General features: G+C 42.6%; 25 protein-coding genes and 1 tRNA gene. 21 read left to right on the forward strand and 5 right to left on the reverse strand.

Annotation, left to right across the window (positions count from 1 at the left end; translation table 11 throughout):
• The first annotated feature begins 43 nt into the window (after positions 1-43).
• The 9 genes from AC0WRU_RS06940 (at position 44) to AC0WRU_RS06980 (ending at position 6,469) form a co-directional block, all read left to right on the forward strand.
• Entirely contained in the window at positions 44-757 is a 714-nt protein-coding gene (locus AC0WRU_RS06940; protein ID WP_476128591.1) for an HAD family hydrolase, read from the forward strand.
• Positions 754-1,344 carry a GNAT family N-acetyltransferase gene (locus AC0WRU_RS06945; RefSeq protein WP_476127767.1) on the forward strand — a complete coding sequence of 197 codons (591 nt, stop codon included), beginning with the start codon at positions 754-756 and terminating at the stop codon, positions 1,342-1,344. Before AC0WRU_RS06940 ends, AC0WRU_RS06945 begins: the two co-directional genes overlap by 4 nt.
• 28 nt (positions 1,345-1,372) lie before the next feature.
• Entirely contained in the window at positions 1,373-1,927 is a 555-nt protein-coding gene (locus AC0WRU_RS06950; protein ID WP_476127768.1) for a hypothetical protein, read from the forward strand.
• Between the two features lies 1 nt (position 1,928).
• The gene (locus tag AC0WRU_RS06955; protein WP_476127769.1) at positions 1,929-2,426 is read left to right on the forward strand and encodes a ribosomal maturation YjgA family protein; all 498 of its coding nucleotides are present in this window, start codon (positions 1,929-1,931) and stop codon (positions 2,424-2,426) included.
• Between the two features lie 60 nt (positions 2,427-2,486).
• On the forward strand, positions 2,487-3,692 hold the full coding sequence (locus tag AC0WRU_RS06960) for a rhamnogalacturonan acetylesterase (protein ID WP_476128592.1): 1,206 nt from the start codon (positions 2,487-2,489) through the stop codon (positions 3,690-3,692).
• Between the two features lie 123 nt (positions 3,693-3,815).
• The gene (locus AC0WRU_RS06965) at positions 3,816-4,748 is read left to right on the forward strand and encodes an ADP-ribosylglycohydrolase family protein (protein ID WP_476127770.1); all 933 of its coding nucleotides are present in this window, start codon (positions 3,816-3,818) and stop codon (positions 4,746-4,748) included.
• Positions 4,749-4,785: 37 nt separating this feature from the next.
• Positions 4,786-5,730 (forward strand): class I SAM-dependent methyltransferase, encoded by a 945-nt coding sequence (locus AC0WRU_RS06970; RefSeq protein ID WP_476127771.1) that lies wholly within the window; start codon positions 4,786-4,788, stop codon positions 5,728-5,730.
• Between the two features lie 62 nt (positions 5,731-5,792).
• Positions 5,793-6,209, forward strand: coding sequence for an HD domain-containing protein (locus AC0WRU_RS06975; RefSeq protein WP_476127772.1), 417 nt, complete (start codon positions 5,793-5,795; stop codon positions 6,207-6,209).
• A 32-nt stretch (positions 6,210-6,241) separates the two neighbouring features.
• A complete protein-coding gene (locus tag AC0WRU_RS06980) occupies positions 6,242-6,469 on the forward strand; it encodes a TetR/AcrR family transcriptional regulator (protein ID WP_476127773.1) in 228 nt (75 codons plus the stop codon).
• Positions 6,470-6,643: 174 nt separating this feature from the next.
• Here the strand turns inward: AC0WRU_RS06980 and AC0WRU_RS06985 are convergent, their stop codons facing one another.
• Complete coding sequence (locus tag AC0WRU_RS06985; protein WP_476127774.1) at positions 6,644-7,051, reverse strand: hypothetical protein; 408 nt, start codon at positions 7,049-7,051, stop codon at positions 6,644-6,646.
• Between the two features lie 479 nt (positions 7,052-7,530).
• Between AC0WRU_RS06985 and AC0WRU_RS06990 the strand changes: the two genes are divergently transcribed.
• Complete coding sequence (locus AC0WRU_RS06990; protein ID WP_476127775.1) at positions 7,531-8,088, forward strand: hypothetical protein; 558 nt, start codon at positions 7,531-7,533, stop codon at positions 8,086-8,088.
• 98 nt (positions 8,089-8,186) lie between these two features.
• On the forward strand, positions 8,187-8,534 hold the full coding sequence (locus AC0WRU_RS06995; RefSeq protein WP_476128593.1) for a GNAT family N-acetyltransferase: 348 nt from the start codon (positions 8,187-8,189) through the stop codon (positions 8,532-8,534).
• Positions 8,535-8,536: 2 nt separating this feature from the next.
• On the opposite strand, the gene AC0WRU_RS07000 is transcribed toward AC0WRU_RS06995, so the two are convergent.
• Together AC0WRU_RS07000 and AC0WRU_RS07005 are read right to left on the reverse strand one after the other, a co-directional pair.
• Entirely contained in the window at positions 8,537-8,878 is a 342-nt protein-coding gene (locus tag AC0WRU_RS07000) for a GIY-YIG nuclease family protein (RefSeq protein WP_476127776.1), read from the reverse strand.
• Between the two features lie 32 nt (positions 8,879-8,910).
• The gene (locus AC0WRU_RS07005) at positions 8,911-9,669 is read right to left on the reverse strand and encodes a DUF2087 domain-containing protein (RefSeq protein WP_476127777.1); all 759 of its coding nucleotides are present in this window, start codon (positions 9,667-9,669) and stop codon (positions 8,911-8,913) included.
• A gap of 205 nt (positions 9,670-9,874) precedes the next feature.
• Between AC0WRU_RS07005 and AC0WRU_RS07010 the strand changes: the two genes are divergently transcribed.
• The 7 genes from AC0WRU_RS07010 to AC0WRU_RS07040 all read left to right on the forward strand — a co-directional run bounded on the left by AC0WRU_RS07010 (position 9,875) and on the right by AC0WRU_RS07040 (position 20,332).
• Positions 9,875-10,219 (forward strand): hypothetical protein, encoded by a 345-nt coding sequence (locus tag AC0WRU_RS07010; RefSeq protein WP_476127778.1) that lies wholly within the window; start codon positions 9,875-9,877, stop codon positions 10,217-10,219.
• Between the two features lie 251 nt (positions 10,220-10,470).
• Entirely contained in the window at positions 10,471-11,943 is a 1,473-nt protein-coding gene (locus tag AC0WRU_RS07015; protein ID WP_476127779.1) for a fibronectin type III domain-containing protein, read from the forward strand.
• 113 nt (positions 11,944-12,056) lie between these two features.
• Positions 12,057-17,900, forward strand: a complete 5,844-nt coding sequence (locus AC0WRU_RS07020) for an RHS repeat-associated core domain-containing protein (RefSeq protein ID WP_476128594.1) — start codon at positions 12,057-12,059, stop codon at positions 17,898-17,900.
• A gap of 116 nt (positions 17,901-18,016) precedes the next feature.
• Entirely contained in the window at positions 18,017-18,664 is a 648-nt protein-coding gene (locus tag AC0WRU_RS07025) for a hypothetical protein (protein WP_476127780.1), read from the forward strand.
• A gap of 102 nt (positions 18,665-18,766) precedes the next feature.
• Positions 18,767-19,072 carry a hypothetical protein gene (locus AC0WRU_RS07030; protein ID WP_476127781.1) on the forward strand — a complete coding sequence of 102 codons (306 nt, stop codon included), beginning with the start codon at positions 18,767-18,769 and terminating at the stop codon, positions 19,070-19,072.
• Positions 19,073-19,128: 56 nt separating this feature from the next.
• Complete coding sequence (locus tag AC0WRU_RS07035; protein ID WP_476127782.1) at positions 19,129-19,929, forward strand: barstar family protein; 801 nt, start codon at positions 19,129-19,131, stop codon at positions 19,927-19,929.
• Between the two features lie 28 nt (positions 19,930-19,957).
• Positions 19,958-20,332 carry a hypothetical protein gene (locus AC0WRU_RS07040; protein WP_476127783.1) on the forward strand — a complete coding sequence of 125 codons (375 nt, stop codon included), beginning with the start codon at positions 19,958-19,960 and terminating at the stop codon, positions 20,330-20,332.
• 281 nt (positions 20,333-20,613) lie between these two features.
• Here AC0WRU_RS07040 and AC0WRU_RS07045 read toward each other — a convergent pair whose 3' ends face one another.
• The gene (locus AC0WRU_RS07045) at positions 20,614-20,835 is read right to left on the reverse strand and encodes a helix-turn-helix domain-containing protein (protein WP_010349271.1); all 222 of its coding nucleotides are present in this window, start codon (positions 20,833-20,835) and stop codon (positions 20,614-20,616) included.
• 213 nt (positions 20,836-21,048) lie between these two features.
• On the opposite strand from AC0WRU_RS07045, the gene AC0WRU_RS07050 reads away from it, so the two are divergent.
• Positions 21,049-21,453, forward strand: a complete 405-nt coding sequence (locus AC0WRU_RS07050; protein WP_476127784.1) for a hypothetical protein — start codon at positions 21,049-21,051, stop codon at positions 21,451-21,453.
• A gap of 49 nt (positions 21,454-21,502) precedes the next feature.
• Here AC0WRU_RS07050 and AC0WRU_RS07055 read toward each other — a convergent pair whose 3' ends face one another.
• Positions 21,503-21,808: a hypothetical protein gene (locus tag AC0WRU_RS07055; RefSeq protein ID WP_192511504.1), complete on the reverse strand. Its 306-nt coding sequence runs from the start codon at positions 21,806-21,808 to the stop codon at positions 21,503-21,505.
• 166 nt (positions 21,809-21,974) lie between these two features.
• On the opposite strand from AC0WRU_RS07055, the gene AC0WRU_RS07060 reads away from it, so the two are divergent.
• Both AC0WRU_RS07060 and AC0WRU_RS07065 read left to right on the forward strand, forming a co-directional pair.
• Positions 21,975-22,048 (forward strand) — tRNA-Pro (locus tag AC0WRU_RS07060).
• A gap of 153 nt (positions 22,049-22,201) precedes the next feature.
• Positions 22,202-22,324 (forward strand): hypothetical protein, encoded by a 123-nt coding sequence (locus tag AC0WRU_RS07065; protein WP_476127785.1) that lies wholly within the window; start codon positions 22,202-22,204, stop codon positions 22,322-22,324.
• Positions 22,325-22,338: the final 14 nt, after the last annotated feature.

The raw sequence follows: 22,338 nt of genomic DNA on the forward strand, positions 1-22,338 counted from the left end.
TTTCCGACTCATCGGTAAAGGAATCGAAAGAAGGGAGTTCGTGATGTCCATAGAAGCGATTATTTTTGATCTGGATAATACGCTGATTCATCGCAAACAGGCGTTTGCGGTATATACGGAGCGTTTTGTGGAACGATTCATTGTGGCGGAAGACCCGGCGAGCCGGGCAGCAATAGTCGAACACATACGCTTGGCGGATCAGGATGGATACCGGGACAAAAGGGAGCTGTATACGGAGCTGCATGCAGCTTTGGAACTGAAAAATCCAGATACGACGGTGCAGGAAATGCTGGGCTTTTGGTATGGTGAATTTCATAAGTTTACGGTACTGATGGATGGGGCCAAGGAAGTGCTGTCCGAGCTGCGGTCGCGGGGCTTGAAGCTTGGCATCATCACCAATGGCTCACTTCGCACGCAACAAGCAAAGATCAACCGTGTGATGCTGAAGGATTATTTTGATTCCATTATCGTCTCGGGAGGAGTCCACGTCGAGAAGCCTAATCCTCGCATATTTGAGTTGGCGTTAAATGAACTTGGGATAACAGACCCAGGCAATGTCTGGTATGTAGGCGATCATCCGACAAATGATATTCGTGGTGCCCAAAGCGCGGGTTTGCATACGATCTGGCTGGAGGGCTTTATGCCGTGGCAGGAAACGGGTATTGTACCGGATTACAGGATTGGCAGTTTGCGTGAAATCATCGGTTGGCTGGATCATGCCAGCTATTCGGGGAATATGGAGGAGGGAGCATCATGAGTAAGGTGCAGACGGATCAGACTAGCCCCATCTTATTATCGTTTCCGGAGCAATTCCAGACAGAACGGTTGACAATTCGCGCACAGTGGGGCGATGGAGCGAAGGTCAATGAAGCCATTCGGGAGAGTGTGGATGAATTGCGTCCTTGGCTGCCTTTTGCGAGAAATCTTCCTACGCCAGAGGAATCTGAAATCCGCTCACGCCAAGCCAGACTTCAATTTCTGGACCGGTCTGACATGATGTTGTACGTATTTGATACGGCGTCGGGAGCTTTTGTAGCCAGCAGTGGCTTGCACCGTATCGACTGGGCTGCACGCAGGTTTGAAATCGGGTACTGGCTTAGAACGTCTTGCACAGGGAAAGGCATGATAACAGAGGCTGTACATGGTATTACGAATTTTGCCATACAGCATTTGGGAGCGAATCGGCTGGAGATTCGTTGTGATTCCAGAAATACACGCAGCGCCAAGGTAGCAGAACGGGCAGGTTTTACGCTGGAGGGCATTTTGCGGAATGTCGAGTATGATGAAGAGAGAACACTGGTCAACCAAATGATTTTTGCCAAGGTGCGCGGTATTGAATTTTAGCATCAGGAGTGGAGTGGGGATACAATATATGAACCGAAAAAGCAAGCAGACAACAACCAAGCACAAACTTCAGCTTTATGCCGATATTTGTGCATACACAGATGGTTTTGAAGTCGTTTCCTCCTCCATTGGCTTTGACGACAGCCTGTATATTTTACGGATTGACTGTGCGCCGGAAAGGGAGCAGGGGATGTTAGTTCCTTCCCGAACAACGGATGGGCATACATACAAAGTGTTAACGCTCGATGGCGATCATATGGAGGAACTGCTGCTTTCTGGACAGAAGTTTAATTATCATTTTGTGCAGCCGCTAGGGGAGGATCAATTGCTGCTGGTTGGTGCCAGATGTAGTTACTACGGTCCAGACCAGTATGATTTAAATGGCTTTACAAGCTACGTTTGTACGATATTGCGGAGGCTCGTTATGATGAATTGGATCACGAAAAATACAGACAAGCTGGTGTGCATACAATATGACATCAGCAGGAATATCAGCACTCTTGCAAGCGCTAACCTAAGGGTATACTCGACGAGATTCCAGCAGCATGGCGAAGATTTTCCAGCGTTAGGACAGGTGATCTAGCATGGGAAGAACTCGTAAAAGCGTCGGGGTCGACAGGAAGACGAATCGGAAAGCGGGTGCGAAATTTCGCTGGAAGGCCCGAGCTATGTATCTGGCTGCTGTGCTGGTCGCTATCCTGTTGGGCTTGGGAAGTCGGGCCTTTTCCTCCCGGTTGCCTGAATTCGTTGCCAATCATTTTGGGGATGCCTTGTGGGCGTGCATGATTTACTTTGGGCTGAGGATGTTGTGGGTGGAACGTCGGTTGTCTGTAGCGCTGTGGGGCAGTTTGCTGTTTTGTTTCGCCATTGAGTTCAGTCAGATGTATCAGGCTCCCTGGATTAACAGTATCCGGGCGACGACATTGGGCGGGCTGGTGTTGGGAAAAGGGTTCTTGACCGCCGATCTGATCCGGTACACGGTGGGTATTGCGGTATCCTGGGCGTTGGACGAAGGCTGCCAAAGGCTGGCGGACATCACAACACGCACTACACGTATAGACGATGACGAGTCATTCAAATAACCTGAAAAGTGAGGGTTGCGCTTGAGACAAAAGGGAAAGCGTCACAGGTTGTTGGGTAAAATGATCGGATTATGTGCAGGGTTCAGCTTGTTGTTTGCGACCATAATTGTTCCGGGGCAGGCATTGGCCGATAAGCAGCTCGTGGGGCCTCTTCGTTTTGACTTTGGCCCGGGAAGCATAGCTGAGGGCTACACTCAGGTCACCGCCAAGGATGCATACACGCCTGAGCGAGGTTATGGATTTACCGATCTTTCCAAGGTGAAAGAAGAGGATCGTGGTGGAAATGACGCTATTCGTTCGGATTTCGTTCGTGTTCAGGGATCATCCTTTGTCGTCAATTTGCCGCCTGCGGATTATACGCTTTCCCTGATCGCCGGGGATACAGCCGGAAGCACAGACATTACGGTGAAGGCCGAGTCCATCGTCAAGGTGGAGCCTACCGCCAAAACAGCAGGACAATTTGTCGAGGCCACATTTGAGCTTGCACTCATCGACGGTCAGCTGGAATTGTATTTCTCGGGAAATGATCCGAAGATTAACGCGCTCGTTATTACGCCAAAAGAGACTCGGACGCAGAGTGAGCATCCTTCCGTATATCTTGCTGGGGATTCCACGGTCCAAACCTATAAATCCTCTGCGAAGCCTCAGGCTGGTTGGGGACAGATGATTGCGCCGTTCTTCACAGACGAGACGACTTTTGTGAACCGTTCTATTGGTGGACGAAGCACGAAGACTTTCCTCGTACAAGGAAGACTGGACGATATTTTGCGGACCATCCGACCGGGTGATTATTTGCTCATCCAGTTTGGTCATAATGATGCGGCAATCAACAACCAAGAGCGTTATGTTTCTCCAGCGGATTATAAAGTCTATTTGAAAACCTACATTCAAGGAGCGACACAACGCGGGGCTACACCTGTGCTGATAACCCCTGTTAGCCGCAGGGATTATGATGCCGCAAGTGCTTCCTATCGGATCAGTTTTCCGGAATACGTGCAGGCCATGAAGGAAACGGCATCCGAGACAGGTGTTGCGCTGATCGATCTAAGCCGGTTAAGTGTGGCGTACTATAATACACTTGGTTCGGAAGGGACACTTCCGTTATTTTTACATCTGGAGCCGGGAGTGTATCCTGCGTTCCTTAATGGGGTGAAGGACGATACACATTTTCAGGAGTATGGTGCGGAGCAAATAGCCCGTCTGGTAGCACAGGGTGTCCGTGAGCTGAATATCCCTTTATCCTCTTATGTACGGGCGAATCATTGACCATAAAACGCTATTTCCATACGCATGGTATACTTAGAAAATAAGCTGGCCCTACCCAAAGATGGCTCTGTTCCGGCTTGGGTAGGGCTTTAACGTTCTGAGCAGAAGAAGGAGAGGACAGGCATGAGTAACGTAAAGGACGGTATTTTGGGTCTGTGCATCGGGGACGCGCTTGGCGTGCCTGTGGAATTCAGCAGCAGAGAGGCGCGGCGGGAGCAACCCTTGACGGATATGATGGGCTACGGCACACATCATCAGCCACCGGGTACCTGGTCGGATGATGCCTCGCTCACGCTGTGTCTGTTGGATAGCCTTACTGCATGCAGGGGCATCGACACAGAGGATATCGCCCGTCGATTTGTGCAGTGGTATCATGCAGAATGTTGGACACCGCATGGTAAAGTGTTTGATATCGGCATCGCGACCCGTAAAGCACTGGATCGAATCAGCCGGGATGGGATCAAGCCGGAGCTGGCAGGTGGCGATGATGAATATAGTAACGGCAACGGTTCGCTGATGAGAATTTTGCCGCTCGCCTGGTATGGGTCAGCCCATGATCGTGTGGATCTGATCCAGGCTGTGACTCGAGTGTCCTCCATTACACATAGACATCCCATTTCTATCATCGCTTGCGTATTTTATGTGCATATGGCGATGCTTCTGATTCGTGGCAAGGCTCTGGACGAGAGCTACCGGGAAACAATCCTTTATGTACAATCGCAATTTCAGGGTGCTCCTGAGCTGCGGCATTTTGAACGGATTTTATCAGGGGAGCTTCCTCTGTTGGCTGAGCGTGCAATATACTCCAGCGGATATGTCGTTCATACGTTGGAGGCGAGCTTGTGGAGCTTGCTGACGACAGACGGATATGCGGATGCCGTATTGCGTGCTATTCATTTGGGCGAAGATACAGATACAACGGGGGCCGTTACGGGAGGCTTGGCAGGGATTTATTATGGGCTTGGGGAGCTTCCGCAGCATTGGCTTACCTCCTTGGCGAGAGTAGAGGATATCGTCAGGCTGTGCGAACAGTTTGAGCATTCATTGGCAAAATAGGAACTTCATTTAACTTGAGCCACGGGAGGAAACGCTAATGACGGTTGCCCAGTTGAACAGACTCATTGATGGTCAAATCCTCTATAATCAGCATCGGAGTTTGTTTTATATGCATGACGGGAACGCCCTGATGGGACCTTCACCGGAAATGACGTATTGGCTGACACGGAGAAGCCCGGAACTGCTCCTTATGCTCCAAAGCTTGAAACGGCAGCATGAATACACCGCTTTTGTCACTGGCGTAGCGGCAAAAACACTGCACCAGTTTGTGAGTGTCAATCAGTATATTCATTTTCACTCCGACCATCTTGATGAGCTTACGCAATTGTATGATCGACTTTTCACCCGGATTCAAAAGCTGTTCCAAAAGCAAACTATGAATGGGAGTATACTAAACATACTGCTACAGCAACACTACGGGCATTTAAGAGATTTTCTAATTCGTACCAACGGACGGACGATGTTTACCAAGTATGCAGTGAGTGAGTATACCTTTTGGATACCTTGTGAGGAATATACGCCTGAATTGCAGGCAAAGCTGCTAGGATTGGACATTGCCCGCTTGCAGGAGCCTGTTCTTGATGTGGGCTGTGGATCAGAGGCGCGGCTGGTAGGCTATTTGCGTTCTCTTGGCATTGTGGCTTATGGGACAGATCGGTTGGCTGAAAAGGGAACAGGTGTGACTCAGGGTGATTGGCTGGAGACAACCTTCGAGGAAGGCGCATGGGGAACGATTATCTCTCATATGGCGTTCTCCAATCATTTTATACATCATCATCTGAAAGCGGACGGCAATATTCACGAATACGCCCGCAAATATATGGAATTGCTTAGGGCAATCCGACCTGGAGGAAGCTTTATTTACAGTCCGTGCCTTCCTTTTATGGAAAAGCTTTTGGATATCCGAACCGGTTATCAAGTAGAACATATCCAGTCATCTGAAGGTTATGAAGCCACGAAAATAACACGATTACATTCGTAAGTGCTAATTCTTAATAGCTAAAGGGTGATTCAAGGTAAAAGCAGAGTATGGAGGGGCGCACAATGAACATCGAAACAGCGATTGCAATTGCCGCACAGGCTCACCAGGGACAGACGGACAAGGGCGGTCAGCCTTATATTTTCCACCCGCTTCAGGTCATGAACCGTGTAGAGCGTATGGATGAAAAAATAGTTGCCGTGCTGCATGATGTGCTGGAGGATACAGAGGTCACAGCGGATCAACTGAAAGAAGCGGGCTTTGGCAACCACATCATTGAAGCGGTGGAAGGGCTCACTCGGAACGAGGGAGAGGAATACAGCGATTTTATACGGCGAGCCAAAAACAATCCATTGTCCAGAGCGGTGAAAATAGCGGATATTCAGGAAAATATGAATCTGGAACGCATCCCTCATCCCACGGAGAAGGATACAGCACGAATAGCAAAGTATAAACAGGCGCTGCAAGAGCTTTTGGATTGAACCCATTTTAAAGAAAAGGAACTGAATTATTCATGTCCCAAGGCTACAGCATCACCACCATTCGGCAAATTGCAGAAGCGGCGCAGATTGGACGAGGCCATCTGTACTATTATTTTAAGAAAAAAGAAGATATTTTGCTTCATCTATATATGGGCTTAATCGGAAATATGCACGAATTGCTGAATAACGTACTGAGCAAAGAGCTTGACCCTTGGAGAAATACGCACTTACGGTCCATGTCTTTATCCATTTGTCACTGAAGATGAGCACATTTTCTGCATCTATATCCAGGCTTCCCGTATAGACGTGCTGCGAAGCGAGTATGTTCAGATTATATATAAAAACAAAACTGCTGCTGCTTCGGGTAAATATAGACACAGTTGTCGATAGGATGGAATAGGATATAGCAGTTTCGGTTGTGAGACGATTTATTTTTATCTGCCGAAAAGGTCCATGTTCTCCAGTGTGGAATGACCTTTTGCGGTGATATGCTTGCCATCTATATGCAGATCGACAGAAGTGATCGCGCCAAAGCGGGCATAAAAGGTTTCCCATTGCTCTGATGAATTCGTAAACGGAAAAGAAGCAACGATGTTCTGTTGACCATCAAACCGCACCGCCGTCTGACGGCCGTCTTGCTCATACAGATAAATACAGTCACTGCTAATCGGTTTGCCTGTGTCGGGATGCGGGATTTTTTTGCCTTCCAGACAAGTCAATTCCTCATTAATAGCATCCAATAAGACTTCTTCACCTCTGGCGAGATACAATAATGGAGTTTCGATACCGCCCATGTCTTGGCGAAAACGTACCGAAGAAGCGACAACCGTAATGCCATCCACCTCTGCTCGTCCCCAAAGCCATGATTGGATTCAGGGTCTACAAAGCTTTCAATGGCTTATTCACTCCTTGTGCGTCCACATCTATATGAAAACTGGCTACGAAAAATAATCCATTCGTAAAATGACCATCCGTATACCACCATTCCCATTGTCCCGGCGGTTACAGTCATAATAATGTCCTCCGTATTTTAAATTTGGGCATGCCCAATTCATATTATGGGGCGTGCCCAAATGTTTGGCAGTCTAGGTATGAACGATTGAAGAATGACCAAGGAGGAAGGTAGGACTTTAATCCTTTTATTTGTCAGAGCTTATCTTGGAATGGTAGTATAAGGTTAGATATTACTCTATTTGGGATTCTATTAACGATCTAAACCATATTTTCCTAAAAGCCGATATATCTGAAGGAGGCGAAAACACACTGTTATTGTACTCGTCCGAAAATGGATGTAGATGATTGGGTTAGGAGTGTAGAAGAAGTGTCAGATCTGTATACGAAAAAAGAAGTAGAAGATTATGTAACGAACGTAGTTCTTGAACGGCCTTTAGGTGTAAGTATTGCAGCCATTTTACTGATTTTTAATGGAGCTCTTCTGCTGGTGACACAGCTGTTGACGCTTAATGCGTTGAATGAGGCTTCTACGCTGGTGGGAATTTGCAGGGGGATGTTTCAAGGGTTCATCGCTTTGCTCGGTTTGTCGGGGGCAACTGCCGGTGTCGGTATGTTATTTGGCAAGAAGTGGGCCTGGTGCCTGGCTGTATTTTATTTTACATATGAAACGATGCGTTATACGTGTGCGATCCTGTTTATTCCCGATGTACCTCCAATGTTGGGGGGCGTACATCTAAGTCCTGCTTTATACTACGTAAAGTATGGCATGCGTATTGTTTGGAATTTGCTGTTTACGGTGTTTATGTGCCGTAGTACGGTGACTGGATTTTTTCAAACAAGTGGAGTAAACAAATGGAAAGCATGTATTTTATTATTTTTAATCAATGGGGTGTTGGTGGGGATCGGCTGGTGGCTGATGAATTAGTATCTTCATAATATGAGGAAGGAGATAAATGATGACAAAGGAAATATTTCCGGTGCTGGAAACCAGACGACTGCGTTTAAGACAGCTTACGTTGGGGGATTACGTTAAGAGAAGCTCCTGAACGTGTACTTGGTACTATTGGATTTCATAACTGGCACAAGAAGCATTCCCGTATTGAAATTGGCTATGAGCTGGCACCCGAATACTGGCGACAGGGCCTGATGGCAGAAGCGATGAAGGCAGTGATTCATTATGGATTTCATTTGCCACAGGTTCACCGTATCGAAGCCTTCATTGATCCAGATAACGAAGGCTCCAGACGATTGCTGCTCAAAAGTGGTTTTACCGAAGAGGGCCACTTGAGAGACTATTTTTATGAAAAAGGCCAGTTTGTCGACGCTGTTATTTTTGCCATCCTTCGAGAAGAATATCGTGTGGATCGGTAATTTTACAAATATCCCTTTTCTCCGTAAGGCTGGAGCCGATCAAGCCAGGTCTGCTCCAGCTTGGCCAGCGCATCTTTGACATCGAAGAACTCCGAATCTTTTTTCTTCAAAAGTTCCAGCACCTCAAACTCAAACGCATCTTCGCCATACTCATTCCATTCCTGTTGCAATTGCTTGTTCTGACAAGCTCCCATTTGTAACTCAAACCGACGACCGTTCAGTGATTTTAAATTTCGTGTGCTAGCAACAAAAATTTTCCCGTTGTGTGTATTGCGAATGCAGTAGATTCCGGCTTCTGTCTTGATCTCCATATACTGCTGCACCAGTTCTTTTCTTCGATTCATTTTGAGTCCTCCTAATTTACAAATATCGTTCTTCAAGATTCCTTCAACCAATATTCACTGCCATCCGGTTTGCGATCCAGTAGACTATATTCAATCATATATCTTCGTACCGTGACATAATCGTCATACACTTCCTGCAAAATGGCATTGATATCCTTCTCCTGATATGTCCGTCCTTCCTCAAAACGTCCCACAATTTCACGTAGTACAATCAACTTATGCTTTTCCTGCATTTTGAAGGTTTTCAGGCGACCCTGTGTACCATCTGGAAAATACTTTGCCAGTACCTTTTGCCTTTCGTCTTCGGTAATGTTGTAGCGTTCATCCACTATCCGTGCTCTTACCGGCACCTCGACGATAGCGGGAGCGTGGCGGTCTTTTTCCTTTAACAGCTCCATCAAGGTGAGAAATACCTTGGCCTGCCGTTCCTTTTCTTTGAGGCCAAAGCGATGATTGCGTATGGTGGATGCGCTGCCGATTCCGGTCTCCTTTTGAATGTCCGCATCGCCCATGCCTTGATAAAATAACTGGAGCAATCGATTCTGATGATCCGTCAGTCCGGTCAGCTTTTTGTCCAGGCCGATCAAATAGTCAAAGACCGAACCGTACGTCCGCTCAATATAAAGACGCATATACCGCTCCGCGTCATAAAATCCCCCTTGATCCTGATATATGATTCCTTGTTCGTAGCGCTGTCCGTCCAGCAGACAAACCACCTGCTCCCCCTGACGGATATATCCACGCTTCAGTTCCTCAACTCCAGCATTCCAGAATAGTTCGGAATGATCCATTTTAACAAACACCTCGATTAAATGATGATTATTTTATAGACAATATAACATTTTGTTTATTTAAAATCAATCAATGAGTGAAGTGAATGAAAGGGCGATTTCCAGTGACTCTGTCGTCAATTTATACACAGGAGAGCCAATTCACCTGAATACAGATGAATTTATTCATGAGGCCTATACTAATTTACAGAGGGAGTTGCTCCGGGTGAGTCCTACAAAAAATGAGAGGAAACCTCTAACACGGAAAGAGGGCTGTCAAAATTCTTTGTTTGTCGAGAGAAGGGCTTCTAATTTTGCAAGATGTGATGAAACGCATAATTACTCTGATCCAACCATCCAAAACGCATTGGGGTTCTTTAAGGTTCCCTCGGAATTTGAATCTATGATGCCTGTTGCACAGACACCTACAGATATCAGTTTGTACAATATGTATGATCAACGCGTTAAACCGGAGTGGAAGAAACTAAGCGACATTAAAAATCCTGCTCCGAATGAAAAATCCTTTGCTGCGGCCTATCAAAAAGCAAGAGATGAGACCAATACCTTATAGGGCTATTGAACATTATGGTATCTACATAAATGAAAAAACGACTCAAAGCAGCTACAGATCAGCTACAGATCAGCAGAAAACGGGGAAATAGCATTGTTCAATTCAAACTTTATTCCTCTACATTACGTTACATTTCCAAGTATCCATGCTTGAAATTTATTTTTTTTCTAATATTTAACTGTTAGTAGAATTATTGAAAAGTTATAATACTAATGGTTATCTGAGGGTACTTGGAGAAAAGAGGTTAAGAGATGATGTTGAAAAAATGGACATTAATATTGATGCTAGGTGTTCTTATGGTGGCATCTGTGGGCTGGAACGGTGGAGTATCTTATGCAGCTACAGAGTATTATATTTGGGATCAGTACAAGGGTACTGAGGTGAAGACATATAAACTGACTAGAGTACCTGGAAAAGTAGGAGAATTGGGGGGGTGGAGACCTGATAGACCTTTAAAAGTAGGAGAAATGGAACAGGAAAATTTCTTTAAGGCTTTAGGCCAAATTCCAAATGTGTATGGAGACTTCACCGGCTATAGTACAGGGAAAACAACTGGAGTTGTTACCGAAAGTATAACGGATGGGGTTAGCAAATTCACAGTTATTGATTGGCTTTACGGGCGGGAACCAAAAATTGTACAATACGTAAATTTATTTACTGGGGATCCTAAAAGATGGGACAGATTGAGTAATCTTCGAATTTTTATGAAAGGGTCAGAAGCCACTTCTTTGTCTGAGCCGTTTTATGAGGGGGTACCAAGTGAAGAACGACTTCATTTTAAAGCTAATGATATATATTTAGTTGATTTCTACTCCAGCTCAGTAAAACCCATTAGCTATATGGCTGCTGAAGCGTTAATAGAGGAAGGGGCTCATAAGTTTACCAACCGGGAGCTTGTAGGTCAGGTAACAAGCGAAGATCCTTCAGCTTATCCGCAAGAGGGGGTTTCAAAAGGGTATTATTATGTTTTTAAAGGTTTGGATACCAAATATGCAGAGCAACTGGCACAAGCTGAAGCAACGGTAGCACAAGCAGAGACAACCCAATTACAGACGGATATAAATGCAGCAGTAGAACTAATAAACAAGCTGCGTGATCCAGACAAGAGCAAGTTGGTTGAAAGATTGGTTGTAGTACAAAAAATCATTGATGTCCAAGCTGCATATGCTGAACAATTGACGACAGCTACGCAGGCAGTTGAAAAAGCAGAATCTTCAAAATTGCAAACGGAGATTAATATGGCCCGCACTTTACTAGTCCATCTCAATGATGCAGACAAACAACAGCTTAACGACCGCTTAGATCGTATACCAGCTATTGACGATTTGCCCAAGGATATAACAAGCCCTTCCAAACCTAAGAAGTTAGCAGGCTCCAGACCTACGCCGGACAGCATTATTTTAACGTGGGAAGCATCTACCGATGATGTTGGAGTCGTTAGCTATGATGTTTATGGTAATGGTCAAATGATAGGTAATACCAAGGAGTTAACCTTTCAAGTAAACCAGCTAGAGCCTCAGAAAATTTACAGGTTTGCAGTGAAAGCCAAGGATGCAGCTGGTAACTATTCGGAATTTAGCAATAGTGTTAAAAGCGGCCTATCCAGAAAGTATAAATATGTTTATGACGCTAATGGAAGGCTTGAACATATTGAGCAGGATGGTCAGGTTATTTTCCAATATCAATACGATGCCAATGGTAACCTGATACAGATTATAAAGTGAGCAGTTTCTAAAGTGAGCAGTTTCTAAATAAATGATATGTAGCCAAATTTAAAGTCAGGAATGGAGAGAAGAACTTGCGATTTAGAACAACAAGACGTCATATAGCGATAATCATGATCATCACATTTATTTTCGGTACAATTAGCGGACTTGTTCCTCCAAATGTATTCGGTGCGGGGAATGACAATTCGCAATATTCGGCGGATCAAATGTCTGCCCGATTTGGAGTCACATCATCTTTTGTTTCAGAACAATTAAGAAAAGGTTATTCATTAAATCAAATTTATACGGCGCTATATATGGCTGAACAGGATCATATAAGCTATGAGCAGGCTGTAGCTTCGTTATTTCCTTCAGAAGAGAACCAATCACAGACCGTAACAAGTGACATATATAATAAGATATCGGATGCCCCATTAGATAACCTGATCTCCCATAACGTTACAAATGATGTTTATCCAAAAGATGACCTTGATCCAGCAATAAAAGTTACCGAAGATGTATATAAAATGGATTTCCTGAAACAGAGTCTCATGGCAAATGTACCGCAACTTCCTCCGATCAGGGAAGAAGCCCCAGTGTACAATAAATCCTCCTTTAATGAAGCGCCTTATTCTGTTGGCGATGATAAGGAATCCATATCCACTTTATCAGGTAGCCTATCGCTGCAAAATACAGATTTAACACTGCCTGGACGAAACGGACTAGGCTTTTCATTAACGCGTCAATATGATACGAATCGTGCTCAGTTTTTTGACAAAGGCGCTGAAATCATTGACAACAGTGCTGCCATACAAAATTACTATGTTTACTTTAAGGCGATGATGAAGCCCATCACAAAGTCATACAAGGCGACATATCAGCAAAAAAGGTGGATGCAAGAGGATACAAATGGTGATGGAACTGTTGATATTAACACCTATAATCTTCAGCCAGAAACAAAAGTTATAGGCACATACACAACTTATGAAGCTGCTAGTCAAGCGGCGGGACAAAAAGTAACTTATACTACACCCCCGGAATCCAGAACAGAGAAAGACTCTAGGACTGGAAAATGGGAGAAGGCTTTTCCAGATTCAATAAAGTATAGTAAAGACGGATTTACTGGAACCTTAAATAAAGATGGGCAAGTTAGAGTCATCAAGGGATCATATACAGCTCCAAGTTTTAAAAATGTATTCGGGGAACAATGTAGTGTTATGAATACGTTCTTTTATGATAGCGCTGGAAATATAACACGGAATTATCCAAGTGGTTCGTCATGCGGAGACTCTAAATTACATTACGACAGGGATTCATATGAAGGGGATTTGTCCTTAACAGGTATGATTGTTCCTCAAAGATGCCCTAGCTTTTCTCCTGGTAGAATCATGTGTAGCGAGTACGGAACAGCGTATTATTCAGGAACAGTGTACAATAAGGGAACTGCTGATACCCGAGAATGGAGGCAAGATTATAGCGGAACCGTTACTAAGCCCGGTTATACAAGCGATATTGGTTATAGCGAGTGGACAAGTAATGGAAAAGGCGGAAGGACAAGAACGGCCTTTACCATGGAAGGCTCACCACAAATTGAAACGATTGTTTCTGAGGGGCTTGAAACGGCTGTTCGTCGACAGACAGCACTGTTCACAACCATTGCTGAGGCTGAGCACTATAGGGATATAATTAACAGCAGTCCTCAGGCTGAAATTCCGGGTGATGATGGGAATAAATATTATATTGCAGCAGATGCGGATGCTACCGTTTTTGCTGAGATTGTAGCCTATCAACCTTCATTTATCTTTCAAAACCGTACCTATCCTGCACTAGAAGATCAATTGAACCCTCTTGGCAAGGGGTGGTCCTGGAATTTACCTTATGTAGAAACCAAAGAGGGCAAGCAGTATATACACTTGGGGGATGGTGGCAGCTATGAAATTGAGGGTGACCAGCTCAAAGGTTACGACTGGAAAGGATTGACCTTCACTCCTGACACTTCAGTAACAGTTAATGGGGAGAACTCAGCTACTGTATTAACTTCTGTTGATGGGACGAAAAAACAATATTTTTCCAAAGACGGTCAGTTGCTGCAAATTGAAGATGCATACCATAACACGATAAAATTTAATTATGAACTCAATGCTACTTATAAACGCAAATTGCTTAGTAAGGTAGAAGATGCAATCGGCAACTCGATTGATATTCAATATACGGCTACAGATGTCACTCTGTCTAAAGGAAACCGCACTATTGTCTATCATAAACATACAGAACAAGGTGTTGAATTACTGGATTCCGTGACAGATGCCGAAGGCAGAAAAACCACATATTCATATACATTAGCACCTGCCAAGTTTAATTTAAGCGCGTCCCATCCTGAAAGACAAATCTCTAATCCGTACGCTTTGTTAACCAAAGTATTTCATCCTACAGGAGCTTCTACTCTGTATACTTACGAGGACCAGCCAGTAAAACGCTATATTGGCTCCAACTCAGTAAACGAGACGTATAGAGCGGTCTCACGTGTAGATCAAATCACATATCAAAACAATCAAACCGAAAACTATAATCAGGAAACCATTCATTACAATTCCGATATGGGTGAGAGCTATGTGAAAGATACTTCGTTCTCTACCATTACAGACAATGGATTAACTCGTTCGACCTTCAATTACAATAAAAAGTTTATTAGTGCAGATACGCCACCACAGTATTACTTGGATCAGTCAGTGGTCAAAGCAGGAGATTCTGAAAAGAACACAGCGTATCAGTATGGCAAGCAGGTGACAGGCAAAGCCTATACCGTACCTATTCCTACTCGTACCTCGTCCAGCAATAATCAAAATGGAGACGTTTTGACAACGACTGCTGAATATGATGATTACGGTAATATGACAAGCTCGGTAGATGAAAAGGGGTCACAAACTGCTTATACGTATGACGACAAGCATCGAATTAAAACCGTTACTGAACCGATTGATTCCAACAGCACTGGAGTTACAGAGTACACTCGAAACCCGCAAGGGAAAGTAACACAGGTCATCGTCTCCAAGGATCATTCCGGGGGTGAATTACTACAAAAAGTAAATTATTCGGGTATAGATGCTTACGGAAATACAACGGTTCAGACCATTGCGAATGGTAATAAGTCCGTGACGACAACAACGGAGTATAGTAGTGGCTACGATCATGCTTTTCCAACGAAACAAAGTGTAGAGGTTACGAATATAGATGGAGAAAAATCTACAGTTACCATACAGTCAGATTATGACAAGGCAACAGGATTAATAACTTTCTCGCTGGATGGTAAAGGTCAAAAAACAGAGTACCAATATGATGCACTTGATCGCGTAAAAGCTGTAACCTATCCAGACAGTAAAAGTATCCGTGTTGCATATGATGATCTTGAAAACACCGTAACCGTTACGAATGAACTGGGAATACGAGCAAGAACACGTTACAATGCTTTGGGCTGGAATATCGAGTCGGGGCTGTATGAAGGTAATGATTACGTGATCAAGTCCAAATCAGCTTATGATCCCAACGGCAGATTAGTATCCAGTGAAGATGCGCTTGGGCACCTGACACGTTATGGCTATGACGCTTGGAGCCGTACTACGTCAACAGCCTACGCGGACGGTTCAGAAGTTGTAGTAGGATATAATGATGCTCTTCGTCAAGTAACGCAACGAGACGGTGAGTTGAATGAACAAATTCAAACCTACGACAAATGGAACCGTCTAGTACAAAACGAAGAAAAATCAGCAATGGATGGTAATCAGAAATTAACCTCCAAAGTGGCCTATGATGCTGTAAACGATCAGATTTTGAAACAAACCGATGCGAATGGAAACGAGACACAATTTTCATATAATGCCCTGGGCGATCAGACAGCTGTGACGGAGCCTAACGGCGAAACGACGAAGTACACTTACGATATGCTGGGTAATCTCACTCGGATCACGTATCCAGATGGTCAGGCTAAGGTGAAGTCGTATGATGAATTGGGTAGAGTGATTCAAACCAAGGATGAGAAAAACCAGGTTGAGAAGCGCTATTTTGATGCTAATGGGAACTTATCCAAGAAAATAGATCGCAACGGGAACGTCACTTCTTTTGAATACGATAGCCGTAATCGGTTGAAGTCGCGTGTAGGCAAAGATGAGACAGTCAGCTATGTCTACGATGCGGCAGGCAAACGCCTAAGCATGACAGATCAAACGGGTACAACTTCCTATGCGTATGATCCGTATACGGAGCAATTAGATACCTTGTCTTACCCGGATGGTCTAAAGCTCTCCAATCATTATGATGCTAATGGGAATCGAACCGAAATGACAGGACCATTTGGCGAGCAAGTAAACTATACGTATGATCATTTGAACAGATTGAAGACCGTAGGCAATACAAAAGATAAGCCCGTTTCAGAATATTCCTACACCAAAAATGGATTGTTGGACACAACCGTATCTGCAAATGGTTATCGTCAGCAAAACCAATATAACGGGATTCAGTTAGTTGAATTGAAGCACACACGATCCGATGCGGAAACCAATAGCTTTCAATATAGCTACGATCCTGGTAAAAATATCACCAAACGTACTCAAAATGGTGTAGAGGATGCCTTTACGTACGATAAGCTAAATCGGATTGCTACCTCCACCGAAAATCAGGATGCATATTCGTATGATGCCAGAGGGAATCGTCTTACGATGGAAACGGAGAGAGCTCCTCATACGAAGCCGAGGGAGAACAGCTTCGACGATCAGAATCGATTGACCCGAGTCAAGATCGACGGAAAGATCGTAGAATACCGTTACAACGGGGATGGATTACTGACAGACCGTTTACAGGATGGCGTTCAAACCCGATACTACTATGATGGAAACAGTGCCCAAATTATAGCAGAAGCTACAATTGAAAATGGAAAACCTGTTTTAAAAGCCAATTATATTCGGGGTCTAAAATTAGAGGCCATAGCATATGCAGATCAAACGGAAGCCTATCCCGTCTACAATGGTCATGGAGATATTATCGAAATCAGGGATTCCTCCGGAGCCTTGCTGAATCAATATCAATATGATATTTGGGGTAATGAAGAGGTCAAGGAAGAAAAAGTCCACAATCCATTCCGCTATTCGGGCGAATTGTGGGATGATACGACGGAACTGCAATACCTGCGTGCGAGATGGTATGACCCTGATAGTGGAAGATTTATCAATGAGGATACGCATGAAGGGGATATTAATGACACATTAAGTTTGAACTTATACACGTATGTGAAAAATAATCCGTTAAGCTATGCTGATCCAAACGGACATGATGCTATTATTATTACGAATCCTGATCTCGCTTTTGGATTTGGGCATACTTCGGCATTAATTCAAGATAAAAATAAAATTTGGTCTTATTTTTATTGGGGAGATAAAAATGTACAATATGAGCAAATCAAAGATCCTAAAGCCTTAAAAAGTTTGAATAATTTAAATAAATGGGGACGAGACAAGGGGATTTTAGCAGGGTTTAATAAATCAGGTTATACAAAATCGACATATATAAAAGGGGATTTTAATGAAAGTTCAAAGAAAGCTATGGATTTGGCCGACGCTCATCTACCTGGGGGTAAGAACAAAGATTATGCATTTATAGGCTCAAGTTGTCTTGATATGACAGTACAAATACTTTCATTAGGTAAGTTGTACAATGGAACTAGTGCATCCAGATTTTTTGATGGTATTTGGAGTGATGAGACAACTGGAGACCAAATTCCAAATAATGCTGCCAAAGAATTTAAAAGTACTTTTTATAACGATGCTTTTACAATAAGTGATTATAATAAACAATTGCATGATTCCTATGATTCATACTCACGCATGGGTTGGTTAAATAGTAAAATAAACTTTGCTCAATTTAATATGTATCGAATTAATATATTGTTAGGAAGAACAGATTTACCAGGGGCCATTGATCTTTAAACAGTGTTCTCAACATAAGTAAGAAATATATTACTAAATAAATTGGCAATCTGAGTAGAATTATTAATTCTACTCAGATTGCCAACAATGTATTTTTAACAGGAGGGGTTAATAGAGTGCTGAAAAAAGGGTTTTGGTTAATACTGATTATTGTAATTGCATATGCAGTTATATCAATTACAACAGGAAGTCCGATAGAAAGAGTCCAATTTCGGAGTAACGTTACTGACTACCTACATAAAATGTACACTATGGACTGGAAAATTGACTCAGTAGATTATGATTTTAAGAATGATAAATTTATAGCTAATGTGATCTCTGGCTCAGGGATTTCTTTTTTGGTGGATGAAGACTATTATGGGCAAATGATGGATAACTATGCCTCTTCTGTGTGGAGGGATGAGTTAAAAAAAGCTGTAACACAAAAAACAAAGGAAGTTACAGGTTCAGATGCCGAAGTCATCGTAAATGTTAATCTTATGAGGGAGGATAGTATAACATACCATGACAAGGTTCCAAGCTATTCTATGGTTAGTCAGAAACTCTCCTCAGAAGCTTCAATTTATATTAAATGTGACTTCTCAACCACTCAGTATCTTCAAGAAATGTTGGAGATAAAGCGGTGGATTGTTAAAAAAAGGTACGATGCTTCGTTAACATTTAAGTCCGAGAAGGGAAAAATTCATTTTGCAATACCTGCAGAAGATCTAAAAAAAATAAAAAGTGTAGAGGACTTTTATCCTTATTGGCTTCAAATTAATTGATTATCATGTTTATAGAAACGACAAGAGAATCGCAGGCACTTTTATGTGCTCTTTTCGTTGTTTTGTGTTTTATATTTGAATTTACGATTGTGAGGTTTACTCATGATAGAAGATGAATTGGAAAATAAAGTATCTAATCTTATTTTGACAGTAATTCCTGCTTTGAAAGTGAAAAATATAATATTACATCATGAATTTAATAAAATATTAAATTGCCTTGATCAGTTGAGTGAGATTTTAAAAGGCAAGCAGGTCATCTCTAAGAGTCTCGCATATAAACTATTTCGTTTGTATACCACTGTGGAAATAGAACTAGTATACGTAAAAGAAGGTGAAGAACCGGGTGATTTATTACCACAGTTATATATGCGAATAATGGCTGTTTTAGGGGAATTGTTTATAGATTAACTCCAAGGTATAATCCACTTTTATTTTAAGGGAATTTATACAAAAAGAGGTGTGATATGAAATATAGATTTGCTGTCATTGACGCTGAAAGTGGGCTCACAGTTGGCTATTGTAGAGATGTGGTTGGCTTAACGGGTGAACTCATCGTTGAAACGTACGAAAAGGTGATTTTTGAGCAATTTGTATTTAATGAGGATTTCATAGGAAACATAACAAAGACAAAAAAATCTGTATACAACTTGTACATTGCTATTTTAAATGATGAAGAAAAAGTGATTGGAAGCTATTATTATCACCTACCTGAATCCTACCTAATCGATAAACTAAATTACAATAAAGGAAACTTCAATCTGGAGCTAACAGGTATACTTGAAACTAAGCCCTCTCCTGTGGAATTGAGATTATGGGAGTTTTTAAAGGGAGCTCAGTTGCTTGAAAATAATATATGGCAAGGCTTTTCTAAAGAAGAACGGTCCGGGTGGCTAAACGTGACTAGAATACATTCTGCATCTAATCATTTTGCCAGACTGGATAAACGAGGAGAAGTCTACACTTTAGACGGGAAATACATATCTGATTTTACAACATTTTTTATAGCACTTGGTGAAGCAATTAATGGGCCCGGAGGGTACTATGGATTTAGCTTGGACAGTATATCGGACAGTCTCTGTGGAGATTTTGGGACAGTAGGACCGTTCACGATCCATTGGAAAAACGCACATTATTTCTTGGAAAGATTCGAGGAAGAATGGGATCAAGAAGAGAGATGTTATGGATTTTCACCACAGCAATATTTTATGGATCTTTTAACGATCTTGGTATCAGGCGGTGTTACCGTGAATTTTTCTTCGAATTAAGATAGCAAAGCAAGAAGGGATTTTTGAAATGGAATATAAATTAATGCAACCACCTTTTAATATGAAAGAGTATTCAGAAATGAGTAATAAGGAAGCAAAAGAACATTTTAATTGGTTTAAACAACAAATACCTTCGCGTTTAGAGCAACTTGGCGCATTTTCACAGATACATCTGGATTACAGTGATCGTTCGCTCATAGATATTTGGGAATGGTATCTAGGGAGTGTACAGATTCAAAGTAAAAGTGCTTCGGAATTAGAAGAGGAGCATTCAGAAACCGAAGAATGGTTGAAGAGCTATATATATGAGAATAAACTCGACACAAAATCCCAAGCTTTTACACTGGATATTGCCATTTATCTAGGAGAGGTTGTAAAAAGTAATCACAGTGGGTTGGATTGAGGAGTTGTTTTTAAACCTAAGTCTTATGTTAGCGTTAATTGCCCAATTATTATTGGATTCAGGAAAAAAGAAATGGATGTGATCAGGATTGTATCGAATAAAATGTACGCAATTTTAAAAGGGCAACGTAACCCTAATGCATTATTTGATATTTATCATACGTGGGAAGAGTTTATTTGAAATCGCTGATAGGAAGGGATTATGATCTTCGAACCTAATTTGAGTGGGAAGATCGTTAAAAATTTGAATATTATATAAAGAACAGAGAGCCGTTAAGCATGTTAACGGCTCTCTTCGTCGTCTTCTGGCAGGTATTCGATCAGTTCACCAGGGAGTACGCCAAGGGTTCTACAGAGTGTGTTCAAGGTTGGAAAGTCAATTCGGGCGTTTGCGTTGGAGGCCAAAGCTTTAACCGTATTCCTATTAATTCCCGTAATAGAAACAATATCTTTCTGTTCGAGTCCACGGTCCTTCATAATTTTATCAAGAGAAAATCTAATCACAACAATTCCTCCAAAAGTAATCAAGTAAACTAGTTGACATGTATAGGATAGAAGTGTATATTTGTAAATAAGTAATCTAGTTAACAAGATTATAAGTAAACTAAGCTGATGCCTTCATAGTATCAAAATGTTTTAAAATTAGCAACAGTCACTATGTTAATATTTCATCGAACTAAGCTGTGATAAATAGACAAAGGAATGGAGCGAGGACGTATGACAGAATGGGTAATGGGATTGGAACGGGTATCCATGGTTCAGGGGCCGTATAATTCACCTCATATGTATGAGATATGCGAAGGGGTTCTTTATGACCATCAATACTTCTTTTACCTCGAAAATGGCATACTGTGTCTGCGCCATGTGAAGAAGGTGGAGCAATCATATCATACGCATCTTTATCTGGATGGAGAGAGCGGAGGTCTGCAACTGGCAGAGGGAATACAAGGGGAGGTTATGCAAGTTGTCACGGAGATCATCGAACGCTTACGCGCCAAGGATGGACTGACATTTTTATTCGATGAACTGCTGTGGCTACATGGTAGGGGCCCCATTGAATTAAACCTTTTCAATAAGAAGGATGAAGTGACCCCGAGTGGCAGGCAACTTGCTACGAAATAAATGATCCTTATGCTCTATATCATGGAACTTACCGAATAGAAAAAAAAGCTTATGATTTCACCGAATATATCAGTTGTTGACTGATGAAAATGAGCGGATTCCGAATCAATATGGTCAATTCCAGCATCACAGCACCAGCAGAAGGACTAAAGCCCCAATCACCTCCGAATAAAATGTTTTGCTGCTGCTCTAATATAGGTGACTGAGGTTCTTCCAAGCCATATTGTTCTTTGATTCTCTCTTTCGTTTTATGATCTATGACAAGGTTATCCTGTGCAAAGGTACAGCAGATAGGAACACTTAACTGTATTAAAAGAAGTAATGCAACTGGTATAAGCACTTTTTTGCTTTGCATGGTTAGCTCCTATGATCTCTGTTTTTTGACCTCTTAACTTTTGTATCTACCATAATAAAAACAACTTAAGAATGCAACGAAAGAATGGGGAAATAATCCCTTTAAAGAATTTTATGACCAGAATATAATAGTAAATAACAGCATCGATCTACATACACTGGGTTATCGGGGTATAGCGCAGTCAGGTAGCGCGCACCCTTGGGGTGGGTGAGGTCATGGGTTCGAATCCCGCTACTCCGATTTCAATCAAAATGTCCTGCTGATGCAGCTAATGCGTCTGCCGGGCGTTTTTTTTGAATATTATAGATCCTATCGGTCTTTGTCTCTACTGGATTTTGACGAGCTAGTCGTATGCAACGAATGTATGTACTTGTGGAACATTTGAGGGGAGATATGATGAAGCCACCTCTGCACTGGATTCGGAGGCAGAAGTGGCAATTCAACAATCGCAATCGCTGGCGGAATGGTTTGCGGGTCCAACAACACGGGGCGTTGTTCATCTACTGGCGACCATAAAAAAATACGGACCG

This window comes from Paenibacillus sp. 1-8 (genome assembly GCF_056316205.1).

Excerpts from the sequence above, each read along its gene's own strand:
- AC0WRU_RS06940 (WP_476128591.1), top strand. The coding sequence starts at position 44 with ATGTCCATAGAAGCGATTATTTTTGATCTGGATAATACGCTGATTCAT.
- AC0WRU_RS06945 (WP_476127767.1), top strand. The coding sequence starts at position 754 with ATGAGTAAGGTGCAGACGGATCAGACTAGCCCCATCTTATTATCGTTT.
- AC0WRU_RS06950 (WP_476127768.1), top strand. The coding sequence starts at position 1,373 with ATGAACCGAAAAAGCAAGCAGACAACAACCAAGCACAAACTTCAGCTT.
- AC0WRU_RS06955 (WP_476127769.1), top strand. The coding sequence starts at position 1,929 with ATGGGAAGAACTCGTAAAAGCGTCGGGGTCGACAGGAAGACGAATCGG.
- AC0WRU_RS06960 (WP_476128592.1), top strand. The coding sequence starts at position 2,487 with ATGATCGGATTATGTGCAGGGTTCAGCTTGTTGTTTGCGACCATAATT.
- AC0WRU_RS06965 (WP_476127770.1), top strand. The coding sequence starts at position 3,816 with ATGAGTAACGTAAAGGACGGTATTTTGGGTCTGTGCATCGGGGACGCG.
- AC0WRU_RS06970 (WP_476127771.1), top strand. The coding sequence starts at position 4,786 with ATGACGGTTGCCCAGTTGAACAGACTCATTGATGGTCAAATCCTCTAT.
- AC0WRU_RS06975 (WP_476127772.1), top strand. The coding sequence starts at position 5,793 with ATGAACATCGAAACAGCGATTGCAATTGCCGCACAGGCTCACCAGGGA.
- AC0WRU_RS06980 (WP_476127773.1), top strand. The coding sequence starts at position 6,242 with ATGTCCCAAGGCTACAGCATCACCACCATTCGGCAAATTGCAGAAGCG.
- AC0WRU_RS07000 (WP_476127776.1), bottom strand. The coding sequence starts at position 8,878 with ATGAATCGAAGAAAAGAACTGGTGCAGCAGTATATGGAGATCAAGACA.
- AC0WRU_RS07005 (WP_476127777.1), bottom strand. The coding sequence starts at position 9,669 with ATGGATCATTCCGAACTATTCTGGAATGCTGGAGTTGAGGAACTGAAG.
- AC0WRU_RS07015 (WP_476127779.1), top strand. The coding sequence starts at position 10,471 with ATGATGTTGAAAAAATGGACATTAATATTGATGCTAGGTGTTCTTATG.
- AC0WRU_RS07020 (WP_476128594.1), top strand. The coding sequence starts at position 12,057 with ATGATCATCACATTTATTTTCGGTACAATTAGCGGACTTGTTCCTCCA.
- AC0WRU_RS07030 (WP_476127781.1), top strand. The coding sequence starts at position 18,767 with ATGATAGAAGATGAATTGGAAAATAAAGTATCTAATCTTATTTTGACA.
- AC0WRU_RS07035 (WP_476127782.1), top strand. The coding sequence starts at position 19,129 with ATGAAATATAGATTTGCTGTCATTGACGCTGAAAGTGGGCTCACAGTT.
- AC0WRU_RS07040 (WP_476127783.1), top strand. The coding sequence starts at position 19,958 with ATGGAATATAAATTAATGCAACCACCTTTTAATATGAAAGAGTATTCA.
- AC0WRU_RS07050 (WP_476127784.1), top strand. The coding sequence starts at position 21,049 with ATGACAGAATGGGTAATGGGATTGGAACGGGTATCCATGGTTCAGGGG.
- AC0WRU_RS07055 (WP_192511504.1), bottom strand. The coding sequence starts at position 21,808 with ATGCAAAGCAAAAAAGTGCTTATACCAGTTGCATTACTTCTTTTAATA.
- AC0WRU_RS07065 (WP_476127785.1), top strand. The coding sequence starts at position 22,202 with ATGATGAAGCCACCTCTGCACTGGATTCGGAGGCAGAAGTGGCAATTC.